General features: G+C 62.4%; 23 protein-coding genes and 2 pseudogenes. 10 read left to right on the top strand and 15 right to left on the bottom strand.

The genetic code is table 11. The features are described 5' to 3' along the window. The first annotated feature begins 3 nt into the window (after positions 1-3). From truA to lysS, 7 genes are all read left to right on the top strand, one after another. A complete protein-coding gene (gene truA, locus B7G53_RS15870) occupies positions 4-786 on the top strand; it encodes a tRNA pseudouridine(38-40) synthase TruA (RefSeq protein WP_096669408.1) in 783 nt (260 codons plus the stop codon). Between the two features lie 2 nt (positions 787-788). Beyond that, positions 789-1,487, top strand: coding sequence for a phosphoribosylanthranilate isomerase (locus B7G53_RS15865; RefSeq protein WP_096669406.1), 699 nt, complete (start codon positions 789-791; stop codon positions 1,485-1,487). After that, entirely contained in the window at positions 1,465-2,721 is a 1,257-nt protein-coding gene (gene trpB / locus B7G53_RS15860) for a tryptophan synthase subunit beta (protein WP_096669404.1), read from the top strand. Before B7G53_RS15865 ends, trpB begins: the two co-directional genes overlap by 23 nt. Beyond that, a complete protein-coding gene (gene trpA, locus B7G53_RS15855) occupies positions 2,718-3,551 on the top strand; it encodes a tryptophan synthase subunit alpha (RefSeq protein ID WP_096669402.1) in 834 nt (277 codons plus the stop codon). Before trpB ends, trpA begins: the two co-directional genes overlap by 4 nt. 83 nt (positions 3,552-3,634) lie before the next feature. Further along, positions 3,635-4,507, top strand: a complete 873-nt coding sequence (gene accD, locus B7G53_RS15850; protein WP_096669400.1) for an acetyl-CoA carboxylase, carboxyltransferase subunit beta — start codon at positions 3,635-3,637, stop codon at positions 4,505-4,507. Positions 4,508-4,752: 245 nt separating this feature from the next. Continuing rightward, the gene (locus B7G53_RS15845) at positions 4,753-5,409 is read left to right on the top strand and encodes an LON peptidase substrate-binding domain-containing protein (protein WP_096669398.1); all 657 of its coding nucleotides are present in this window, start codon (positions 4,753-4,755) and stop codon (positions 5,407-5,409) included. A gap of 134 nt (positions 5,410-5,543) precedes the next feature. Then, entirely contained in the window at positions 5,544-7,097 is a 1,554-nt protein-coding gene (lysS, locus tag B7G53_RS15840; protein WP_096669396.1) for a lysine--tRNA ligase, read from the top strand. Positions 7,098-7,204: 107 nt separating this feature from the next. Here the strand turns inward: lysS and B7G53_RS15835 are convergent, their stop codons facing one another. Then, positions 7,205-7,630, bottom strand: a complete 426-nt coding sequence (locus B7G53_RS15835) for a hypothetical protein (protein WP_096669394.1) — start codon at positions 7,628-7,630, stop codon at positions 7,205-7,207. Between the two features lie 211 nt (positions 7,631-7,841). On the opposite strand from B7G53_RS15835, the pseudogene B7G53_RS15830 reads away from it, so the two are divergent. After that, positions 7,842-8,165 (top strand): annotated as a pseudogene (locus B7G53_RS15830) (transposase); the annotation flags it as partial. 353 nt (positions 8,166-8,518) lie between these two features. On the opposite strand, the gene istB reads toward B7G53_RS15830, so the two are convergent. Continuing rightward, complete coding sequence (istB, locus tag B7G53_RS15825) at positions 8,519-9,286, bottom strand: IS21-like element helper ATPase IstB (RefSeq protein ID WP_096669392.1); 768 nt, start codon at positions 9,284-9,286, stop codon at positions 8,519-8,521. A 38-nt stretch (positions 9,287-9,324) separates the two neighbouring features. After that, positions 9,325-10,905: an IS21 family transposase gene (istA, locus tag B7G53_RS15820; protein ID WP_096669390.1), complete on the bottom strand. Its 1,581-nt coding sequence runs from the start codon at positions 10,903-10,905 to the stop codon at positions 9,325-9,327. A gap of 153 nt (positions 10,906-11,058) precedes the next feature. Here istA and B7G53_RS15815 point away from each other — a divergent pair. Beyond that, positions 11,059-11,997: pseudogene (locus tag B7G53_RS15815) on the top strand (IS256 family transposase); the annotation flags it as partial. On the opposite strand, the gene B7G53_RS22550 reads toward B7G53_RS15815, so the two are convergent. The 4 genes from B7G53_RS22550 to B7G53_RS15800 all read right to left on the bottom strand — a co-directional run bounded on the left by B7G53_RS22550 (position 11,990) and on the right by B7G53_RS15800 (position 14,964). Then, on the bottom strand, positions 11,990-12,286 hold the full coding sequence (locus tag B7G53_RS22550; RefSeq protein ID WP_141396357.1) for a hypothetical protein: 297 nt from the start codon (positions 12,284-12,286) through the stop codon (positions 11,990-11,992). The pseudogene B7G53_RS15815 and the gene B7G53_RS22550 overlap by 8 nt on opposite strands. Before the next feature lie 68 nt (positions 12,287-12,354). Then, positions 12,355-12,666 (bottom strand): hypothetical protein, encoded by a 312-nt coding sequence (locus B7G53_RS15810; RefSeq protein WP_141396356.1) that lies wholly within the window; start codon positions 12,664-12,666, stop codon positions 12,355-12,357. An 80-nt stretch (positions 12,667-12,746) separates the two neighbouring features. Then, entirely contained in the window at positions 12,747-13,226 is a 480-nt protein-coding gene (locus tag B7G53_RS15805; protein ID WP_141396355.1) for a hypothetical protein, read from the bottom strand. A gap of 517 nt (positions 13,227-13,743) precedes the next feature. Beyond that, a complete protein-coding gene (locus B7G53_RS15800) occupies positions 13,744-14,964 on the bottom strand; it encodes a patatin-like phospholipase family protein (protein ID WP_096669384.1) in 1,221 nt (406 codons plus the stop codon). Between the two features lie 84 nt (positions 14,965-15,048). On the opposite strand from B7G53_RS15800, the gene B7G53_RS15795 reads away from it, so the two are divergent. After that, positions 15,049-15,558, top strand: coding sequence for a YgjP-like metallopeptidase domain-containing protein (locus B7G53_RS15795; RefSeq protein ID WP_096669382.1), 510 nt, complete (start codon positions 15,049-15,051; stop codon positions 15,556-15,558). A gap of 81 nt (positions 15,559-15,639) precedes the next feature. Here B7G53_RS15795 and nagZ read toward each other — a convergent pair whose 3' ends face one another. The 8 genes from nagZ to lepB all read right to left on the bottom strand — a co-directional run bounded on the left by nagZ (position 15,640) and on the right by lepB (position 22,088). Further along, on the bottom strand, positions 15,640-16,698 hold the full coding sequence (nagZ, locus tag B7G53_RS15790; RefSeq protein WP_096669380.1) for a beta-N-acetylhexosaminidase: 1,059 nt from the start codon (positions 16,696-16,698) through the stop codon (positions 15,640-15,642). Between the two features lie 50 nt (positions 16,699-16,748). After that, a complete protein-coding gene (gene acpS / locus B7G53_RS15785; RefSeq protein WP_096669378.1) occupies positions 16,749-17,150 on the bottom strand; it encodes a holo-ACP synthase in 402 nt (133 codons plus the stop codon). Beyond that, positions 17,147-17,953, bottom strand: a complete 807-nt coding sequence (locus tag B7G53_RS15780) for a pyridoxine 5'-phosphate synthase (protein ID WP_096669376.1) — start codon at positions 17,951-17,953, stop codon at positions 17,147-17,149. The genes acpS and B7G53_RS15780 overlap by 4 nt, the downstream gene beginning before the upstream one ends. A 16-nt stretch (positions 17,954-17,969) precedes the next feature. Continuing rightward, complete coding sequence (gene recO, locus B7G53_RS15775; RefSeq protein ID WP_096669487.1) at positions 17,970-18,719, bottom strand: DNA repair protein RecO; 750 nt, start codon at positions 18,717-18,719, stop codon at positions 17,970-17,972. Between the two features lie 154 nt (positions 18,720-18,873). Then, positions 18,874-19,803, bottom strand: coding sequence for a GTPase Era (gene era / locus B7G53_RS15770; protein ID WP_096669485.1), 930 nt, complete (start codon positions 19,801-19,803; stop codon positions 18,874-18,876). A 185-nt stretch (positions 19,804-19,988) separates the two neighbouring features. Continuing rightward, complete coding sequence (gene rnc / locus B7G53_RS15765) at positions 19,989-20,687, bottom strand: ribonuclease III (RefSeq protein ID WP_255250036.1); 699 nt, start codon at positions 20,685-20,687, stop codon at positions 19,989-19,991. Next, positions 20,688-21,029 (bottom strand): DUF4845 domain-containing protein, encoded by a 342-nt coding sequence (locus B7G53_RS15760; RefSeq protein WP_096669374.1) that lies wholly within the window; start codon positions 21,027-21,029, stop codon positions 20,688-20,690. Positions 21,030-21,113: 84 nt separating this feature from the next. Continuing rightward, entirely contained in the window at positions 21,114-22,088 is a 975-nt protein-coding gene (gene lepB, locus B7G53_RS15755) for a signal peptidase I (protein WP_441338990.1), read from the bottom strand. Between the last annotated feature and the right edge of the window lies 1 nt (position 22,089).

The following is a 22,089-nucleotide window of genomic DNA, read 5'->3' as shown; positions in this document are numbered from 1 at the left end:
CCCGTGAGGATCGCTCTGGGACTGAGCTACAGCGGCACCGCTTACGAAGGCTGGCAAAGCCAGCTTTCGGGCAACACGGTGCAGGACCGGCTGGAAAAAGCGCTGGGCAAGTTCGCCGCCCAGCCTTTGCGCACGCTGTGCGCCGGACGTACCGATGCCGGGGTTCACGCCCTGATGCAGGTGGTTCATTTCGACACCCCCTTGCAACGCGAGCTGTCCTCCTGGGTGCGCGGCACCAACGCTTTCTTGCCCCGCGACATCGCCGTGCAGTGGGCGCGTGAGGTACCCGCCGAGTTCCATTGCCGCGGCAGCGCCACAAGCCGCCGCTACGCCTACGTGCTGCTGGAGTCGCCGGTGCGCCCCAGCGTGGAAGCGGGCCGCGTCGGCTGGGTCTACCGGCCAATGGACCCGGCAGCCATCCGCACAGCCATCACCCACCTGCTGGGTGAACACGACTTCAGCTCCTTCCGCGCGGCCCAGTGCCAGGCGAAGTCGCCGGTCAAGACCATCAGCCGCATCGAGGTGTCGCAGCGCGCAGGCTACTGGCGCTTCGAGTTTGAAGCCAATGCCTTCCTGCACCACATGATCCGCAATATCATGGGCTGCCTGGTCGCCGTCGGCCAGGGCCAGCACCCTCCTGACTGGCTCGCCGAGGTGCGGGCCGCGCGCCGCCGGGACGTCGCCGCCCCCACCTTTTCGCCCGACGGCCTGTATTTTCTGGGTCCGCGTTACGAGGCCCGCTACGGCCTGCCCGAGCGCACCGCAGCTTATGATTGGTTGCCATGACCATGCACAGGACTCGCATCAAGATCTGCGGCCTCACCCGCGAAGAGGACGTGGACGCCGCCGTGGCTGCCGGTGCCGATGCCGTGGGTTTTGTCATGTACGCGCCCAGCCCGCGCAGCGTCAGCGCTGAACGCGCCGCCGAGCTGGCCCGCCGCCTGCCGCCTTTCGTCACACCGGTCCTGCTTTTCGTCAATGCTGATGCTCCTGAAATCATAGCTGCCTGCACCCATGTACCAACGGCCTTGCTTCAATTTCATGGAGATGAAACGCCCGAGACCTGCCTGCGCGCCGGGCGCCCCTTCCTGCGCGCGGCACGCATCCCGCTGGATGAAAAACCCGCTGATGGCGCCACCGCTTTTGATCTCGTAAAATACGCGCAAGACTTCAAAGCTGCCCAGGCCATCCTGCTCGACGCCCATGTCGACGGATTCGGGGGCGGCGGAAAAACATTCAATTGGTCACTTCTTCCTCCAAGCGTCAACGCTCACCTCGTTTTGTCTGGTGGACTCACACCTGCAAATGTGACCGATGGCATTTTGCAAGTGCGGCCGCGTTGTAAGACGCTGGCCGTCGATGTCAGTTCGGGCGTCGAGATTTCGAAAGGAATCAAAAGCGCCGACAAGATCCATCAGTTCGTCGCAGCCGTTCGTGCCGCCGACGACTTACTTGCAAAAAACCATGTACACCTACCAGCAACCTGACCCGACGGGCCACTTCGGGATTTACGGCGGCAGTTTCGTTTCTGAAACGCTGACCCATGCGATCAACGAGCTGAAAGACGCGTACGCGAAATACCAGCACGACCCGGCCTTCCTCGCGGAATTCCACTACGAGCTCAAGCATTTCGTCGGCCGCCCCTCCCCGATCTACCACGCCGCCCGCATGAGCCGCGAGCAGGGCGGCGCGCAGATCTACCTGAAACGCGAAGACCTGAACCACACCGGCGCGCACAAGATCAACAACACCATCGGCCAGGCCATGCTGGCCCGGCGCATGGGCAAGCCGCGCATCATCGCCGAAACCGGCGCCGGCCAGCACGGCGTGGCCACCGCCACCATCTGCGCGCGTTACGGCCTCGAATGTGTGGTCTACATGGGCAGTGAGGACGTCAAGCGCCAGAGCCCCAACGTCTACCGCATGAAGCTGCTGGGCGCCACCGTGGTGCCGGTCGAGTCCGGCAGCAAGACGCTGAAGGACGCGCTCAACGAAGCCATGCGCGACTGGGTCGCCAACGTCGACAACACCTTCTACATCATCGGCACCGTCGCCGGCCCGCACCCCTACCCGATGATGGTGCGCGACTTCCAGAGCGTGATCGGCGAAGAGTGCCTGACGCAGATGCCGGAAATGACCAGCGGCAAACAGCCTGACGCGGTGATTGCCTGCGTCGGCGGCGGCAGCAACGCCATGGGCATTTTCCACCCCTATATTTCGCATGAAACAACACGCCTGATCGGCGTCGAGGCGGCTGGCGAAGGCATGGACAGCGGCAAACACTCGGCCTCCCTGCAGCGCGGCAGCCCGGGCGTGCTGCATGGCAACCGCACCTATGTGCTGCAAAACGAGGACGGCCAGGTCACCGAAACGCACAGCATCAGCGCCGGCCTGGACTACCCCGGCGTCGGCCCCGAACACGCGTTTCTCAAGGACATCGGCCGCGCAGAGTATGTCGGCATCACCGACAAGGAAGCGCTGTCGGCCTTTCATTACCTGTGCCGCACCGAAGGCATCATTCCCGCGCTGGAGTCCAGCCACGCCGTGGCCTACGCGATGAAACTGGCCAGCACCATGCGCAGCGATCAGTCCATCCTGGTCAACCTCTCGGGCCGCGGCGACAAGGACATCGGCACCGTGGCCGACCTGTCGGGCGCGGACTTCTACGACCGACCGTCCATGCGCGGCCACGCCGTCAAGGGAAGTGGGACACCATCATGAGCCGCATTGCTGCCACTTTTGCCGCGCTGAAAGCCCAAAACCGCAAGGCGTTGATTCCCTATGTCACCGGCGGCTTCCCCTATGCCGACATCACGCCCGCGCTGATGCACGGCATGGTGGCCGGCGGCGCCGACGTGATTGAGCTCGGCGTGCCCTTTTCCGACCCGAGTGCCGACGGCCCGGTGATCCAGAAAGCCGGCGACCAGGCCCTGGCCATGGGCATTGGCCTGGCGCAGGTGCTGGAGATGGTGCGTATGTTCCGCCAGCAGGACGACAGGACGCCGGTGGTGCTGATGGGTTATGCCAACCCGATCGAAGCCTATGACCTCAAGCGTGGCAAGGAGGCCTTTGTGCGCGATGCGGCCGCGGCCGGCGTGGACGGCGTGCTGGTGGTGGACTACCCGCCCGAGGAATGTGTGGCTTTTGCCGCCACCTTGCGCAGCCACGGCATGGACCTGATCTTCCTGCTGGCCCCGACCAGCACCGATGCACGCATGGCGCAAATCGCCGGCGTGGCCAGCGGTTATGTCTATTACGTCTCGCTCAAGGGTGTGACCGGGGCCGGCACCCTGGACCTGGGCGCGGTGGAGGCCATGCTGCCACGCATCCGCCAACACGTCAGCATCCCGGTGGGCGTGGGCTTCGGCATCCGCGATGCCGCGACCGCCAAAGCCATCAGCCGGGTCGCCGACGCCGTGGTCATCGGCAGCCGCATCATCCAGCTGATCACCGACCAGCCGCGCGCGGAAGTCGTGCCCCTGGTGCGTGATTTTCTGGCCGGCATCCGCCAGGCGCTGGACGCCCCGGCCGGGTCCGGAGACAGCGCATAATCCCCTTTCTTTTCCGGTTTGACCCCCGCGAGCGGCCAGCGCCCTCCCGGGGGCACCACCCCACAAGGACATAAGGACCCATCATGTCTTGGCTAGAAAAACTCCTCCCGCCGAAAATCAGCCCGACCAACCCGACCGAGCGCCGCAGCGTGCCCGAAGGCCTGTGGGTCAAGTGCCCCAGCTGCGAAGCCGTGCTGTACAAGACCGATCTGGAAAAAAACCAGAACGTCTGCCCGCAGTGCAGCCACCACCACCGCATGGACGCGCGGGCCCGGCTGGACTCGTTTCTGGACCCCGAGGGCCGTTACGAGCTGGGCCAGGAAGTGCTGCCGGTCGACCCGCTCAAGTTCAAGGACAGCCGCAAATACCCCGAGCGCCTGAAAGAAGCGCTGGAGAACACCGGCGAGACCGATGCGCTCATCGTCATGGGCGGCGCGGTGCACAGCATTGGCGTGGTGGTGGCCTGCTTTGAGTTCGACTTCATGGGTGGCAGCATGGGCAGCGTGGTCGGCGAACGTTTCGTGCGCGGCGTGCATGCAGCGATCGAGCAGAAAGTGCCGTTCATCTGCTTTACCGCCACCGGCGGTGCGCGCATGCAGGAAGGCCTGCTGAGCCTGATGCAGATGGCCAAGACCAATGCCTCGCTGACGCGCCTGGCCAAAAAAGGCCTGCCCTACATCAGCGTGCTGACCGACCCGACCATGGGTGGGGTCAGCGCCGGCTTTGCGTTTGTCGGCGACATCGTTATTGCCGAGCCGAAAGCGCTGATCGGTTTTGCCGGCCCGCGTGTCATCGAGTCCACCGTGCGCGTGACCCTGCCGGAAGGCTTCCAGCGCGCCGAGTTCCTGCAGACCAAGGGCGCGGTCGACTTCATCTGCGACCGGCGCGAACTGCGCAAGACCGTGGCAAATTCACTGGCCATGCTGCTGCGCCAGCCGGCGGACGCCGTCGCCTGAGGTCACGGCGCCCCAACCACGGGCGCCGGTCAGGCCGCTTTCACTCTCAATTTGATAGCTGCCAGCGCTCTGCCCGAAAGGGCTGGAGTCTGTTTTAATGCATAACCACGGCCTCAGCCGGTCCGGGGCCTGCCTGCCCGCCGGCGAACCGCCTGGCAGGAATTGCCCAACGGGCATCAAAACCCGCACAAGGGAAAACAGGATCGTGGGAAGATAGTGCTAAACAGAAATTCCCCACCTGATCGATGTCTGACGTGCTCACCCTTTCCTCTCTGCCGCTTTTCCCGCTGGGCACGGTGCTCTACCCCGGTGGTCTGCTGCCGCTGCGGATTTTCGAGGTGCGTTACCTCGACATGATTGGCAAATGCCACAAGACCGGCGCGCCCTTTGGTGTGGTGGCGCTGACCCAGGGCTCCGAGGTGCGCAAGCCCGAGGACGGGCCCGGCGGCGACGGGTTTGCCAGCGAGGCTTTTCACAAGGTCGGCACCCTGGCCACCATCACCAGTTTTTCCGTGCCGCAGCCGGGCCTGATGGCGATTCGCTGCACCGGCACCCAGCGTTTCGAGGTTTCCCGCCGTGAAAAACTCAAGCACGGCCTGTGGATCGCCGACGTGACGCGGCTGGACGACGACCTGGCCATCCCGGTTCCCGAGGACTTGCGCGGCACCGCCAATGCGCTGGGCAAGCTGATCCGCACCCTGCAGGAGCGCGGCGTGCCGGCGGACCAGATGCCGCTGGAGCCGCCCTACCGGCTCGACGACTGCGGCTGGGTGGCCAACCGCTGGTGCGAACTGCTGCCCATGCCGCTGGAGCTCAAGCAGCGGCTGATGGAGCTGGACAACCCGCTGGTGCGGCTGGAACTGGTCAGCGACATCCTCGAAAAAACCGGCATCGCGATGTAGCGAGCCGACCGCTCCGACTGGAGCGGCAACGCAGCCTAAAATCAGGGGTTTGGCACTTTGCCCGTTCCCGCCGGTTTTTCCGGCCCGCCGCCCTGTGCGGCCCGGCCTGCCCTCTTTCTTCGAGAACCTTTTTCATGTCCAACACCATCACCAGCCCCGCCCCCGCGCCCGCCCATGACGAGAACCAGCTCATGGCCGAGCGCCGCGAAAAGCTCAAGGTCCTGCGCCAGCACCAAGCCGACGGCAAGGGCGTGGCCTTCCCGAACGACGTCAAGCCGGAACACCGGGCCGAAGCCCTGTTTGCCCAGTACGACGAAAAAACCAAGGAAGAGCTGGAGCCGCTGGCCGTCAACGCCAGTGTGGCCGGCCGCATGATGCTCAAGCGCGTGATGGGCAAGGCCAGTTTTGCCACCTTGCAGGACGCGTCGTTCGGCCCTTCCGGCGGGCGCATCCAGGTGTACGTCAACAACGAAGGCGTGGGTGAAGAGGTTCACAACGCCTTCAAGCACTGGGATCTGGGCGACATCGTGGCCGCGACCGGCACGCTGTTCAAGACCAAGACCGGCGAGCTGTCGATTCACGCCACCAGCATCCGCCTGATCACCAAAAGCCTGCGGCCGCTGCCCGACAAGTTTCACGGCGTGGCAGATCAAGAGGTCAAGTACCGCCAGCGTTATGTGGACCTGATCACCGACGAAGCCGCGCGCAAGCGTTTTGCCGCCCGCAGCAAGGCCGTCTCGGCGATGCGCAACTTCATGGTCGACAACGACTTTCTCGAAGTCGAAACCCCGATGCTGCACCCGATTCCGGGCGGCGCCAATGCCAAGCCGTTTGTGACGCACCACAACGCGCTGGACCAGCAGATGTTTTTGCGCATTGCGCCCGAACTCTACTTGAAGCGCCTGATCGTCGGCGGCTTCGAACGTGTGTTCGAGATCAACCGCAGCTTCCGCAACGAAGGCATCAGCGTGCGGCACAACCCCGAGTTCACGATGATGGAGTTCTACGCCGCCTGGTGGAACTACGAAGACCTGATGAGCTTCACCGAAGACCTGATCCGCCACGTCGCCACCCGGGTCACCGGCGGCACACAGCTGAGCTACCAGGGCCAGCCGGTGGACCTGGGCCAGCCGTTTGAACGCCTGACCATCCGCGAAGCCATCCTCAAGCACACCGACGCCGGCGCCCATGTGGACGACGCCGCCTGGCTGCTCGCCGCCCTGAAGAAACTCGGCAAGTTTAGCGCCAAGGACCGGCTCGATGCGCGCTCGCTGCCCAGCCTGCAGGTGACTTATTTTGAAGAGCTGGTCGAAGACAAACTCTGGCAGCCCACCTTCATCATGGAACACCCGACCGAGATCTCGCCGCTGGCCCGCGCCAACGACGCGCGCCCGGAAGTGACCGAGCGCTTTGAGCTTTACATCACTGGCCGCGAGTTCGGCAACGGCTTCAGCGAGCTCAACGACGCCGAAGACCAGGCCGCGCGTTTTCTCGCCCAGTCAGACGCCAAGGACGGCGGCGACGAGGAAGCCATGCACTACGACGCCGACTACGTGCGCGCCCTCGAATACGGCATGCCCCCCGCCGGCGGCTGCGGCATCGGCATCGACCGCTTCATGATGCTGCTGACCGACAGTGCCAGCATCCGTGACGTCATTCTGTTCCCGGCGCTGCGGCACGAGGCTTGAGGTTTGGGCCGGGCTGAACCGGCGCTCCGCACCGAAACGGCCGTTGCCCACGTCTGCCTCCCTGTTTAAGCGTTGAATTCCACAGTTGCCGCAGGCGGTCTGCTGGGCTAGGCGATGCGTTCCTGGCGAGGCGTCTGGGCGCTGAGTGCACGAGCCTGAATCTCAAAATGGTTGTCCCAATACGCGCTGCGGCCCCGCATGAGCTGCCAGAGGCTTGATGCGCCATACGCGAAGAAAAACAGCAGCCCCCAACGCCCGTACTGCTGCACATGCACACGCTCATGCGGACCGATGCTTAGCAGCTCCTCACGCGTCACGGCAAGGATGACATGGCCGAAGACGATGCCGCGAAACGGAAGCTTGCGCGCCAGCTTGCCGCAACCCGCCTGGTTTTCGCGGTAGGTCACTTCCAGCGCGCCCGATGACCACCTGGCTCGGCCACCGGCCAGCAAGGGAATGCAGGCAAGCACGATACCGACGGCGGAGCAAGGCGAAGCCCACAGCAACTTCACGATTTCAAGCCAATGCTTCATGACGGCGCCTAACGTTTAAGGTAAGGGCCGCGATTTAGCGCGTCCCGCTTGGCCGCAATGTTAGGCACCTGATTGCCATGGAAGACAATTTACTTGCAGGTGAACTGGATCTCAGCTGCCGCAGATGATTGATAGGGTTTGTAATCCTCATTTGTGGAGAGCCTGTCAGAAATTTTGTGTGTGAGGCATAACATGTCACGAAGGAACATGAATGCCAAGCAAGATCAACAAGGGCAAGGCCGCGCCGGCGCTGCCCACCATCCCCAAAGAACTCATTGACCAGTTTGTCGATGGCCCCATGAGTGCCGAGGCGGTCAATGCCGCCTCCATGGCATTCAAGAAGGCGCTGATCGAGCGTGCGTTGGGAGCGGAGCTTACCCACCACCTGGGCTATGCGCCTGGCGCAGACAAGCCCCTTGAGGCCAAGAACCACCGCAATGGTGCCTCAGGCAAGACCGTCCTGACCGAGGACGGCCCGCTGCGGATAGAGGTTCCGCGCGACCGCACGGGCAGCTTCGAGCCCTTGCTCATCCCCCCCGATGGCCACCCCAAACTGCTCCACTTATGGCCAGTCAAACTGCTCCAGGCAGGACGGCTAAATTATCGACTCTTTGGCCTGTCTGGTTCTGACTTCCTTTCTTGGTAATTCCTCCCTGACTTTTTGGAATTTTTCATAAAAAGGCTGTTTGGCAAGCGCAGCGCGTCAGGCCGAAGGCGAAACGCCGGGGAGCGGTGGGCAACTGTCGTACCGGTGCGCAGCACCGGCTGTCCACAGGCTCGTCCTGTGGTCAGGACAGTTGTCCACGGCGGGCGAGTGCTTCACGGACGTCTGCATCTGGCTGGACAGCCAGTAATCCGCAAACACGCTGTGGCTCGCAGATGCAGGATTCATGAAACAGTGGGCGCTGGTGCTGCAATTCGAGCTGCCGCCTCCCTGAGTCGATAGCTCTTTCCTTCGAAGTCGAGCATGCTGCAGCGGTGCATCAGGCGGTCCAGGATGGTGCTGCCCATGGTGGCGTCGCCCAGATATTTGCCCCAGTCCTGGACCACGCGGTTTGAAGTCACAACAATGGAGCGGCGCAGTTTGTAGCGCTGGTGCACGATCGCCTGGAGCAACTCCGCGCTCACCTCGGCAATGCGTCGGGCCAGAAAGAGATCGTCAAGGACGAGTAGATCCGGCTCGGTGTAGGCGCTCAGTATCTTGGCTTGTTCTGCCTGGGTGGCCAGGCCAAACTTTGCAAAGTCGCTGTCGGCCTCGACGTACTTGACGCTGTAGCCCTGCAGGGTTGCCTGGTAGGCCACGGCCTTGGCGATGTGACTTTTACCGGTGCCGGGCTTGCCAATGATCAGGGCGTTGGCACCCTCGGTAATGAATTTGAGTGTGTGCAGCTCGAAGCAGGCTTGCCTGGGAACCTTGGGGTTAAAGCGCCAGTCAAAGTCAGCCAGGCTCAGCCGTTCATCGAGTCCGGATTGTTTGAATCGGCGCTCTGTTAAACGCGAGCGGCGCCGATCCAGTTCGTCCTGAAGCATGGAAGCAAAGATGTCGAGAAACGGCTCCTGCGAGCTTTGGGCCTGCATGACGCGGGTGTTCAAGGTGGCGGCAATGCCGGAGAGGCGCAGTTCGCTCAGGGCGCGTTCAATCTCAGTGAGGGTCATGGGAATATCTCTGTCAAAAATAAAAATGGATGGGGGGGTTATGGCTGGGCGCTGCAGCGGGCAAAGAGGTCTGCGTATTCATCAGGGCTGCGGATGAGGTGGTGCTCCTGGGTCAGGGGCAACTCGGCCTGAGCGGGGGGAGTTTCTGGCGAAGAATCGATGGCCGCCAGGGCGTCGGCCACGAGCCGCTCGGTAAGCGCCTTGACGTGCTTGTAGCTGTAAAGGCCATCGTTCAGGGCGCGCTCGCAAGCCGAGTTGACCAGACGGAGCGGGTAGGTCCGACCCAGGCCCACGATGCCCCAGAGCTTGCGCTGGCCCACACGCCCCTCAATGCCAAAGAGCATCTCGCACAGCCGGTGCGCCTGAGGTCCGATGTCCTTGGCTTGGTTGAGGATGTACAGGGTCTCACGGGAGGGGTTGAAGACGCGCTCCTCATTGGGCAGGATCACTGATCCCGGGCGCTGCGCGCGCGGGTGGGTACGCAGCAGGGATTTGGAGTGGAGGTCACGAATCTCGATGCGGTGCTCGAAGATGCGCACCAGAACAAGGGAGCCAATGGGGGCCGGGCGTGCTGCGTAGCTGCTGTGGTCAACGCGCACGCAGGTGTCGTCGTAGACGGTGCGCTGGGACTCGGTGAAATACTGCATGCCCACGATGGGCAGGGCTTGCAGGTGGGGCTTCTCTTCTTCAAACATGGCCTGCACCTGGCGGCGCTCACTGCCGTGGATACGGGTGGCGGCCCAGGTGACTTCCCAGTGTTCAAGAAAGTCATTCTGCTCTTCGATGGTCTCAAAGCGCCGGCCCTTGAGGGCGGTGGCCTGTGTGTGGCCGATGGCGTTCTCGACCGTGCCCTTGCGATTCGGATCCCGTACGCGGGCGGGGTCACCCACGACGTCATAGTGTTTGAGCGCGGCGGCATAAACCGGGTTGAGTTCGGGCTCGTGGATGTCGGGCTTGAGCACGCCTTCCTTCAGGTTGTCCAGCACGACGTATCGGCAAGACCCGCCGAAGTAGCGCCATGCCTGCTCATGCAGCCGCGCCCAGGTCTCTTGGCTGGACTTCCAGACCACCCGGCGAAAGCTGCGCCGGGAGTAGCGCAGCGTTGCCACGAACAGGCGTGGTTTACGGTATCGGGTGGTTCCAAGCACGCGGGTGGGTGCACCCTCGCCGTAGTCAACCTGCATCTCCTCGCCGGGCGAAAACTCCAGGCGGTCGAACTGTTCGGGCTCGCGGTAGCGTAGTTTGGCGCTAAAGCGCTTGACGGCGTTGTAGGCACCCGTGAAGCCGAACTGATCGACCAGGTCCTGGTAGATGGCCATGGCGTTGCGTTTGAGGCGCAACTGGGCCTCGATGTAGTCGCGGTAGGGCTCGCAGATGGAGGCACTGGTCTGTTGTTCAGTTGGTGCAGCCGCTGGAGTCGGTGGCCAGGGTGGGGCAGTTTGAATTGGCGCGCTGGCCTGATCACGAGCCGGGTCAAGGTTCTGACTGTCGAACTTCTTCTTGTAGGCCCGTATCGTGTGGCGCGAAATGCCTGTGGCGCGCTCAATCTGGCGCTGGGTGGACCCGGCTTTAAGCAGGGTCCAAATGGTGGTTTGCAAATGCAGTTTCAAGACGTTCACTCCGGTTATCCCCTCAAAGGTGAGGGGGTGAAAGTAACGTCCTGCCAGTGGCCGCCGAGCTACTGGTGCGCCCAGGTCAGCACATCAATTTACGGTGGTCGGGGTGGAGCAGTTTGACTGGCCATAAGTGGAGCACTTTGAGTGGCCATCGGGGTCCCCAAGCACGAACGCCGCTTCACCGGCTTTGACGACAAGATCGTGGCCATGTACGCGCGGGGCATGACGGTGCGCGAGATTCAAGGCTTTCTGGCCGAGCAATATGCCACCGAAGTCTCGCCGGATCTGATCAGCTCGGTCACGGACGCGGTGATGAGCGAGGTCACGGCCTGGCAGGCGCGTGCCCTGGAGCCGATGTATCCGGTGGTCTTCTTCGACGCCCTGAGGGTGAAGATCCGCGAGGACGCGGTGGTGCGCAACAAGGCCGTCTACTTGGCGCTGGGCGTGCGCCCGGACGGCACGCGCGACATCCTGGGCCTGTGGATTGAGAACACCGAGGGCGCGAAGTTCTGGATGAAGGTGTTCAACGACCTCAAGACGCGGGGCGTCAATGACATCCTGATCGCCGTCACCGATGGGCTCAAGGGAATGGCTGAGGCGCTGGGTGCAGTGTTCCCGGCCACCACGCTGCAGACTTGCGTCGTGCACCTGATACGCAACAGCCTGGACTACGCCAGCTGGAAGGACCGCAAGGCACTGGCGGCGGCCATTAAGCCGATCTACACAGCACCCAGCGCTGAGGCCGCGCTGGGCGAGTTGGATGCGTTTGAGCAGGGTCCATGGGGCAGCAAGTTCCCGACCGTGGTGGGGGCCTGGAGGCGGGCCTGGGACAAGGTAATTCCCTTCTTTGCCTTCCCCGCTCACATCCGGCGGGTGATCTACACCACCAACGCCATCGAAAGTGTCAACGCCAGATTGCGCAAGATCATCAAGACGCGGGGGCACTTCCCCACGGACGATGCGGCCACCAAGCTGATCTGGCTGGCCCTGCGAAACATCACGGCCGACTGGCACCGAGCAGGCAGGGATTGGAAGGAGGCGATGAACCAGTTCGCGATTCTCTACGACGACCGATTTACCAAGCAATTCAACTAAGATGAAATCCGTTTGCCCAAACCTCGGGCAGGCAATCTCGCCTCACACACAGAAATTCAGACACCCCCTTTGTGGAATTAAGTGGCGCAAACTTCTTGCCCTTACCCGCACAGAAAGCGTTAGCTTCTTTATATAGCTCCGCTTTAACAACACTACCTGAATATGCCATCCAGTCCTGCTTGGCATACATATATGTGTCTTCGGAAATTTGAACAATCCCTGTATTTGTAGATGCACAACCAGCAAGAGCAGATGTGATGGCGACGACAACGAACAACGATTTCTTCATTCTGGTTTCCCTGTTTAGATAATGAACGATTGGTTACGGATGTTAATGCCTAACGCTTGAGTTAGAGCTCACCGGCAGGTCAAGCTGAGCTCTGATTTTGGCGCGTACTCTGCCTGCAATCTGTCGTCACTTCGCTGGCGGAACTCATGCACAGGAAGACGAATAGAGAAGAGGTTGTCATGCGGCGTTTGCTTGACGTGCATTGAGTATGCCGCCTTGCGATGTGACAGTTCTTTGGCCAAGTTTTTTTCAGCGCCGATGGAAATCTGAAACATGCCGCAATGCGGGCATTCAAAGTATTTGACATTTCCATCGTCAACTTCGCCGTACTCCGCCGGGTTGTCGCAGAGAGGGCAGTCCTGATTGAAATAGGTTGCCACGAACTCTCCTTGTGAGCTTTAACGATATGGCTCAGCGGGCGGCGAAGCCGTCCGCTGGAGCGACTGTTTAGACCAAGGACTCAGCACCGCTTTTGATAGTAAAGAGCCTCAGCCACGAAAAGCCTCCAATCGGACTTCCCGAATTCTCGGTCCAACTCGGCGGCGAGCCTTTCCCGGAATTCCGTTCTTCCCTGCTCGATCGTTAAGTGTTCAGTTCTGACGAGTTGTTCCGGCTCTGTCATTCTTAGCGCCACACTGCGCCCCACTTCACCAGCGTAGTATCTGTCGAAAATCTCTCTCCTCGAGTAACCCGGCGATGTAAAAAAAGCGTGGTCAATTTTGAGAAGGTAATTCTCTGTGGACGCATAAACGGCAATTGAGCCAATGACTGCAACCACAAGAAAGGCAAAAAAGTTATTCATGAGGAGCCCCACAACGAATCCAGAAGCTCCCCCAACAATGTAGAAATACTTCTTCAATAGATAGACCCGAGAAATAGAAGAAACTTTCCTCCCAAAAAAGCCCTCAATTTCCGCCATTAGTCCTTCAATTCTCGCCATTTATGCCTCATGCAAATGAATAGCCATTCATCTTGGGAATGTCGCAATGAAGTGGCCTAACGTAATTTAGACGGCAAAACCTACGGTACCTATCGCCGACTGCGATTTGAGCTGGTGTCATCTTGAGGCACCCAGTCTTTGTCAGAGAAAACTTCCTGCACATCGAGAAACCCCGTTAGCCTAAAGCAAAGATCGCACAACACTGAGGAATCGATCATAGAACCGAAGCGGCGCTAGGCCCATCCCCCAATCGAAGGAGAAGCGACGGGCCAACGAGCTTCCATCGAGACGGGCGGCACGACAAGCCCGCTGGATGCATTAGCTGCTTGACACGCTATCAATTAGATAGCTGCTTGCGTCCATTTCCAAATGACCAGAGCCTGTTTTCATGCTGAACAGGGGCGTCTCACGTCGTCAAGTGTGAAAAGCCAGCGCTTCAGCATCAAATCGGCAGTTCACCCAAGCAGTACGGGCACCATAAGCTATTAAATTAGTAGCAAATACGCCAACCACCGCACTACAGCAACCCAGCCCCCGGCAGAAAAACCGGCGGCGGTTCGGGTGGCGGCGGCTCGATCTGCGCGGGTTCGGCTTTTTCCACCGGCATGCGCAAGTCATCGAGGTAATCGCGCGCGATGTTGACCGTGCTTTTCACGCCGAGCGCGTCGAAGCGTTTGGCCAGCCACTCTTTGCCGCAGGCCATGCCCAGGTCGCGCAGCGAATGGATCAGGGCCTTGTCCGTCGATGACTTGCTGGCGGCGGTGAATTTTTCGAGCGCCTGGCCGCCGTCGATGCGGTGCATCAGCACGTCTTTGTAATGCGCGGGGTCCAGCTTGCCTTCGGCGAGCAGGCGCTTGACGAAATCGACCGCGCGCATCTCGGCAATCAGCGCGGCGTTGAAGGTGATCTCGGTCATGCGGTCCATGATCTCGCCGGGTTTCGTCGGCAGTTCGGTGCGCTGGATCGGGTTGATCTGCACCAGCACGATGTCGCGGCTTTCGCAGCGGTAGATCAGTGGGTGAATCGCCGGGTTGCCCGAATAACCGCCGTCCCAGAAGTGGTCGCCGTCAATTTCCACCGCCTGAAACACCATGGGCAGGCAGGCTGAGGCCATCACCGCGCTGGCGGTCAGCCGCTTGCCGCAAAACACCTCGGCCTTGCCGCTGCTGACGCGTGTGGCCACCACAAACACCTGGGGCGTGTCCGGGCTGGCTGCCGCCGCCAGGCGTTCAAAATCCACCTGCTTTTCCAGGAAGTCTTTCAGCGGGTTGATGTCGAAGGGGTTGCGCTGGTAGGGCGAGAGCGCATTCGACCAGTAACGCGTCATGGCGTCGGTCCACAGCCTGCTGGACCAGTTGCCGCCGCCCATCAGTCCGAACAGGATGCCGAACGGCGCCTGCTGTATCTTGCTGACGGATTGCGAGAGCGAGGAAGACAGCGCCCCCATGTCGACAATGCCGTTCCAGAAGCTGTCCAGCGCTTCGCGTGCCGCGTCGTGCCGCGCGGCCCGGGGTTGGCCTTCGGCGCGGGCAAAGCCGTGGGCCAGCGCCACCGCGTTCATGGCGCCGGCGCTGGTGCCGCTGATGCCTTCGAAGTCGATGCGCCCGTCGTCCAGCAGGGCGTCGAGCACGCCCCAGGTGAAAGCGCCGTGCGAGCCGCCGCCCTGCAGCGCCAGGTTGATGCGCGGCGCCCCGGTATCGGGCACGGGGGCAGGGTCCGGGGCGGCGGGCGGGTTCATGCCACAAGCTTAGCAAGAATCGGACGCGGGACTAAAATCGCGCATGGCCTCCGCCCTCCGCTCGCCTCCCTCCTTCCCGACCCCATGAACTACCTGACGGGCTACCCCGACACCCTGCAGAGCCAGGTGCGTGACCTTGTCGCGCACGACCGGCTGGGCGCCCTGTTGCTCAAAAAATACCGCTGCGCGCACGAGATACGCACCGACAAGGCGCTGTACGACTATGTCATCGACATCAAGAACAGTTTTCTGCGCAATGCCGACGCGTTGAGCAAGGTGGCGTTTGACAGCAAGCTGCAGGTGATTGCCCATGCGCTGGGCACCCACACCACGGTGTCGCGGGTGCAGGGCAGCAAGCTCAAGTCCAAACGCGAGATCCGCGTGGCCAGCCTGTTCAAGGAGGTGCCCATCGAGTTCCTGCGCATGATCACGGTGCACGAGCTGGCGCACCTGAAGGAAAAGGCGCACGACAAGGCGTTTTACCAACTCTGCACCTACATGGAGCCGGACTACCACCAGTTCGAGCTGGACCTGCGCCTGTACCTGACCCACATGGCCGCCGGCGGCGAAGCGCCGTGGCCGGTGAGCCGCTGACCAGGCGCCGCCTGCTATTTATTTGATAGCTATCCGCGCACGCAGCACTTGGGCGGGGGCACGAAAAAGCTCAAGAAAAACTCAGGGAACCAGCCCGAGCGCGTGCATGTAGGTCGGGTGCAGCATCAGCGCGTCCCAGGTGATGGCAGGCGTGACGGGCAGCAGGTCAACCCGGCGCCCCTCGCTGGCTTCCAGCGGCTCCCACAGCTGCCTGAGCTGGCCCTGCGTCAAGCCATCGAGCAACTCGTCCACCTCCTGGCCCTCGCCCATCGACTGGTTGCACAGCAGCACCATGTCGCAACCGGCGTTGAGCGCGGCCATCGCCGCTTCGGTGTAGCTGACCGGCTTGCCGTCGAGCAGGCGGGCACCGGCCATGCTGAGATCGTCGCTGAAAATGGCGCCGCCAAACCCGAGCTGGCCGCGCAGGATGTAGGTCAGCCACTTCTCGGAAAACCCCGCCGGGCGCGCATCGACCTTGGGGTAGATCACATGCGCCGGCATCACGCTGGTCAGCGTGGTGTTGAGCCATTCGTAGGGGGCGGCGTCGTCCGCCAGGATGGCCTTGAGGCTGCGCCTGTCGACCGGGATGTCGGTGTGGGAATCGGCTTTCACAAAGCCATGGCCGGGAAAATGTTTGCCGCAGTTGGCCATGCCGCTTTGCAGCAGGCCGTGCATCAGGCTTTTGGCCAGCAGGCCGACGACACGCGGGTCGCGCGCAAAAGCGCGGTCGCCGATGACGCTGCTTTCGCCAAAATCCAGGTCCAGCACCGGCGTGAAGCTGAAATCCACGCCGCAGGCGCGCAGCTCGGCGCCCAGCACGTAGCCGCAGGCGGTGGCGGCATTGGTGGCTGCCATCGCGTCCTTGAGCCACAACTCCCCGAGCGCGCGCATGGGCGGCAGGTGGGTGAAACCGTCGGTCTTGAAACGCTGCACGCGGCCGCCTTCGTGGTCCACACAGATCAGCAGGTCCTTGCGGATTTTCTTGATCTCGGCGCACAGCGCGGTCAGTTGCGCGCGGTTGTCCCAGTTGCGGGCAAACAGGATGATGCCGCCCGTCAGCGGATGCTTGAGGCGGCGTTTGTCGGTTTTGCTCAGGCTCAGGCCGGCAATGTCGATGATCAGGGGGGCGTGTTGGCTCATGGTGGGTGCTCGGTCTCTGGATGGAAAAAAAGGGTGGCTGGCGCCGGGGCTCAGGGGGCGGTTTTTTGTTCGACCACCACAAAACTGGCGGCATAGTCGGTTTCGTCGGTCACGCTGACATGGGCGCTCAGGCCGCGCGCCTCGAACCATTCCTTGAGCGCGCCGTGCAGCACGATTTCAGGCTTGCCGCTGGCGGCCTTGGCAATTTCGCAGTGGCGCCAGGTCATGGGCAAACGCATGCCCATGCCGACCGCCTTGCTGAACGCTTCCTTGGCGGAAAACCGCGTCGCCAGGTAACGCAGGCCACGCTCGGGCCAGCGTGCGCTGCGGGCTTGCCAGGTGGCGAACTCGGCGTCGCTGAGGATCTTCTGCGCAAAACGCTCGCCATGCCGCTCGAAGCTGGCACGGACCCGGCGGACATCGCAGATGTCGGTGCCAATACCGTAGATCATTCTGGCCCGAAGTCCGGCTCAAAAGCTGCATCAATGCAGCGCAGATAAGCAGCGACCGTGGCGCCGTAGCCCAGCTCCAGCGCGTCGGCAATCAGCGCATGGCCAATCGACACCTCCAGCACGCCGGGTACCGCACGCAGAAAATCGGCGAGGTTGTCGCGGTTCAGGTCGTGGCCGGCGTTGACTCCCAATTTGATAGCTGCCGCCGCCCGTCCCGCAAAGACAAACGGCTCCAAAGCCTTGTCCTGTTCAGGCGTGCCCCAGGCCCGCGCATAAGTCTCGGTGTACAGCTCCACCCGGTCGGCGCCGACGGCCTTGGCGGCCGCCATGGCTTCGGGCAGCGGGTCCATGAACAGGCTGACGCGCACGCCCCGGTCGTGGGCTTCTTCAATCAACGGTGTCAAACGGGCCGCATCCTGGGGAAAGCTCCAGCCATGGTCGCTCGTGAACTGGCCTTCGCTGTCGGGCACAAAGGTGCACTGGTGCAGCGGCAGGCCGCGCGCCGACAGGTTGCGCACAAACTCCATCAGGTTCTGCAGCGGGTTGCCTTCAACATTGAACTCGCGGTCCGGCCAGTCCTTCATCAGGGCGGCCAGCTCGTAGACATCGTCCTTGCGGATGTGGCGCTCGTCGGGCCGCGGATGCACGGTGATGCCCTGGGCGCCTGCCTCCAGGCACAGCTCGGCGGCCCGCAGCACATCGGGAATGCCCAGGTGCCGGGTGTTGCGCAGCAAGGCGACCTTGTTGACATTGACCGACAGGGCGGTGCGGTGACGGGGAGCGGGGGCGTGTACAGGAGCCATGGTGGGCATTGATCCGTTAGAAAGCCTGCAGATCGATCATCATCTGCCGGGTTTTGAAAACCTTCACATCGCAATGGTAGTGCAGCAGGGCGCGCAGCTGGGTTTTGAGCGCCGGCAAATGGTTCACACAGGCCTGCACCGTGTCGGTGAACGGCGCATCGTCCTTGAGCGTGTCCTGCAGGTCCAGCCACTGCCGGCCCTGCAGGCTGGCGCGGTCGTCGTCATGCGCCTCGCGCAGGCCGGCTTCGGCCACCAGCACATAAGGCGTCTGCGGCTCCAGCGGCGCCAGGGTGGCGGTCTGGGCGTCCAGTGCCGGCAGCAGGCCGATGCCCTGCAGCAGGCGCAACTCGAACGCGCGCAAAGCCACCTCCAGCGTGTCGATGGTCTGGCTCGCCAGCAGCTGCACCGTGGCGGTGTAGGCGTCGAACAGCAGCGGGTGCGGGTCGTCGCGCGCCAGCAGGCGCATCAGCAACTCATTGAGGTAATAGCCCGACAGCAGGGCGTCGCCGGTCGGCATGACGTGACCGCCCTGCCACTCGGCGCTGCGCAGCATGCGGATCTCGGCGTCGCCGCCAAAGGCAATGTGCAGCGGCTGCAGCGGCAGCAAAATGGGCCGGAAATTCGAGCTCGGCTTCTTGGCGCCGCGCGCCACCAGCGCGATCCGGCCGTAGCTGCGGGTGAACACTTCCAGGATCAGGCTGGACTCGCTCCAGTCGTAGCGGTGCAGGACGTAAGCCGGCTCATCGCTGATGCGTTTGGTAGCCACAGCCGGTGTGCCTATAAATCCGACGGCCGGGCGCATGCCGGCGTTGCGCGGTGCCCGGAATCCTCATGCACCCAAGTGCATTCCGGTGTCCTCCACTCCGTACGCCCTGGCCTGCATCCCTGCCCTCGAATTTCTAGGCGCACCGCAACTCCACTTATTCGTAGCCGAAGGTTTTTACCCTCGCTTCGTCGTCAGCCCAGCCGGAGCGCACCTTGACCCAGATCTCCAGGAACACCTTGCCGCCGGTCAGGGCTTCAAGTTCGTGGCGGGCTTCGGTGCCGATGCGCTTGAGCTTTTCACCCTTTTCGCCAATGATCATGCCCTTGTGGCCGTCACGCTCAACAACGATGGTGGCAGCGATCCGGCGCAGCTCACCCTCCTGCTCGAACTTGTCGATGATCACGGTCGAGGTGTAGGGCAGCTCGTCGCCGGTCAGGCGGAACAGCTTTTCGCGGATGATCTCGGCGGCCATGAAACGCTCGCTGCGGTCGGTCAGTTCCTCGGCCCCGTACATCCAGGGCTGCGGGGGCAGGTATTTCTCGCAGATGCCGAACAGGCGCTCGACATCCTTGGCGTTGTTGGCCGACATGGGCACGAATTCGGCAAAATTGTGCCGCTCCTGCATCTCCTTGAGCCAGGGCGCGATGTCCGCGCGGCGGTGGATCAGGTCAAACTTGTTGGCCAGCAAGATCGCCGGCGTGTTGGCCGGCAGCAGCGACAGCACCTTGGCATCGGCCTGGTTGAACTGGCCCGCCTCGACGACAAACACGATCAGGTCCACGTCGTTGACCGCGCCGACCACTGTTTTGTTGAGCGAGCGGTTCAGGGCGTTGCCGTGGCGGGTCTGGAAACCGGGGGTGTCGACAAACACAAACTGGGTGGCGCCCAGCGTGCGCATACCGGTGATGCGGTGCCGCGTGGTCTGCGCCTTGCGCGAGGTGATGCTGATTTTCTGGCCCACCAGCGCGTTGAGCAGGGTCGATTTGCCCACATTGGGCTTGCCCACGATGGCGATCAGGCCGCAGCGCTGGCCTTCGACCGGCGGGGCGTTGTTGGCCTGCGACGTCATGGCCTTGGCCAGCATGGCTTCCAGGGCTGCGTCCTGCGCCGGCACGATGGCCTCTGCGGGTGCAACCGCAGGCGCAGCCTTGGCCTTGGCTTTGGTAGTGGCGGCTGGCGCTGCCGGTCGTGCCGGCTTGGAGGGGGTCTTTTTTGCGGGGGTCATGGGGGTCGCCTGTTGGCGGCTGCGCTTGCAGCGCCGGTTTCAAATCAAGGGAGCGTTTTTACGTAAGCCAGCATCGCGGCGGCCGCTGCCTGCTCGCCGGCACGCCGCGAGCCGCCGATGCCGCGTTCGGCACGGCCGAATTCGCTGATTTCACATTCCACGTCAAAGGTCTGCTTGTGGGCTGCACCCAGCGTTCCGACCACGCGGTAGATCGGCAGGTTCATTTTGCGACCCTGCAGCCATTCCTGCAACTCCGTCTTCGGGTCTTTGCCGATGGCCTGCATCGTCGGGTTGATTTCAACGTCCTGGAACAGCCGGCGCACCAGACGGTCGGCCTTGTCGAAACCGGCATCCAGGAACACGGCGCCAATGACCGCTTCCAGCGCATCGGCCAGAATCGACGGCCGTTTTTGTCCGCCCGACTTGGCCTCGCCTTCGCCGAGGCGTATCAGCAGCGGCAGGCCCAGCTGCACCGCCAGCTTGTGCAGCGTGTCCTGCTTGACCAGGTTGGCGCGCACCCGCGACAAGTCGCCCTCGGGCAACTCGCTCAGCCGCTCGTAGAGCAGACCCGCCACCGCCAGGTTGAGCACGGAGTCGCCCAGAAACTCGACGCGCTCGTTGTGGTCGGCCGAAAAGCTGCGGTGGGTCAGGGCCTGCTGCAACAGGCGCGGATTGGAAAATTCGTGCTCCAGACGCGTTTGCAGCGCCTGCAGGTCAGGGCTCAGGGAAGGACTGGCACGCACTTATTTGGAGCGGCCGGTGTATTTGAGTAGCAGGTAAGCCGGCCCGCCAAGGTGGATTTCCCGGTTGTAGGCAAAACTGACGGTCACCTTGTCGCCGTCTTTGCCGACTTCAAGGTCCTTGCCACTGATCGACTTGATGTCGTCGATGGCGGCTGCCTTGTCGAAAATCGACCGTACTTCGGGCACCGTGTTGCCCTCGGCAGCCTTGTTGGCGGCCTTGGTGATGGCCTGGAACTCGACCAGCGTGGGAAACACCTGGGCCGCGATCACGCCGGCGAAAGCCAGCACGCCACCCACGAACAGGATGCCGATGAACGAAATGCCACGTTGCCGATTTTTCATGATGTGTTTCCCCAGCTGTTGTTAGTTGCGCTCCATGCCCCGTTCTGGCCCTGCCCTGCCGGCAGGGCCAGCCCGGCACCTCCCTCAGTCGACCTTGCCGATGCGTTTGAGGTTACCAAAATTCATCCAGACAAAAAAGGCCTTGCCCACGATGTTGGCCTCGGGCACAAAGCCCCAGTAACGCGAATCGAGCGAGTTGTCGCGGTTGTCACCCATCATGAAATAGTGCCCCTGCGGCACCTTGCAAACCACGCCCTCGCTACTGTAACGGCAATTCTGACGATAGGGAAAGTCGGCGGCGCCGGCAATAAAGGCCGGCCGGTCCTCGTCATTGAGGACGCGGTAGGGCTTGCTGCCGCTGGTTTCCTGGAACTGCTTGGCATAACGCAAGGCATCTTCGTCAAAGAAATCCGGCAGCGCCACCTTGGGCACAGGCTTGCCGTTGATGGTGAGTTTTTTGTTCAGGTAGGCCACCTCGTCGCCGGGCACGCCGACCACCCGCTTGATGTAGTCCAGGCTGGGCTGGGGCGGGTAACGGAATACCATCACGTCGCCGCGTTGCGGGCTGTTGTTGTCAAGAATCTTGCGGTTGATGACCGGAAGCCGCACGCCGTAATGGAATTTGTTGACGAGGATCAGGTCGCCCACCAGCATGGTCGGAATCATGGAACCGGACGGGATTTTGAAGGGCTCGAACAGGAAAGAACGCAGCAGAAACACGACCACGATGACCGGAAAAAGCCCGGCGGTCCAGTCCAGCCACCAGGGCTGCATGATGACCCTGGCCCGGGCTTCCTCGATGTTGCCGTCCACCTGGCTGATGCCTCGGGCGGCCAGCTCGCTGCGGCGCCGGGCCGCTTCCTGCTCGATGATCCCGGCCGCCTTGCGGCGCTGGGGCCAGAAGTAAAATTTCTCGGCCAGCCAGTAAAGGCCCGTGACCACGGTCGCCAGAAACAGCAGCAGGGAAAAGTTGCCTTCCACCAGGCCCATGTACCAGGCACCACCGTAACCGGCAAACACCATCAGCACCAGCGCGGTGAGCGTAGCCATGAAGCCCATC

The sequence above is a fragment of the Polaromonas sp. AET17H-212 genome (genome assembly GCF_002379085.1).
Classification (GTDB): domain Bacteria; phylum Pseudomonadota; class Gammaproteobacteria; order Burkholderiales; family Burkholderiaceae_C; genus Polaromonas.
Note: the sequence above shows the minus strand (reverse complement) of the source record. Positions and strands in the feature narration are given on the sequence as shown.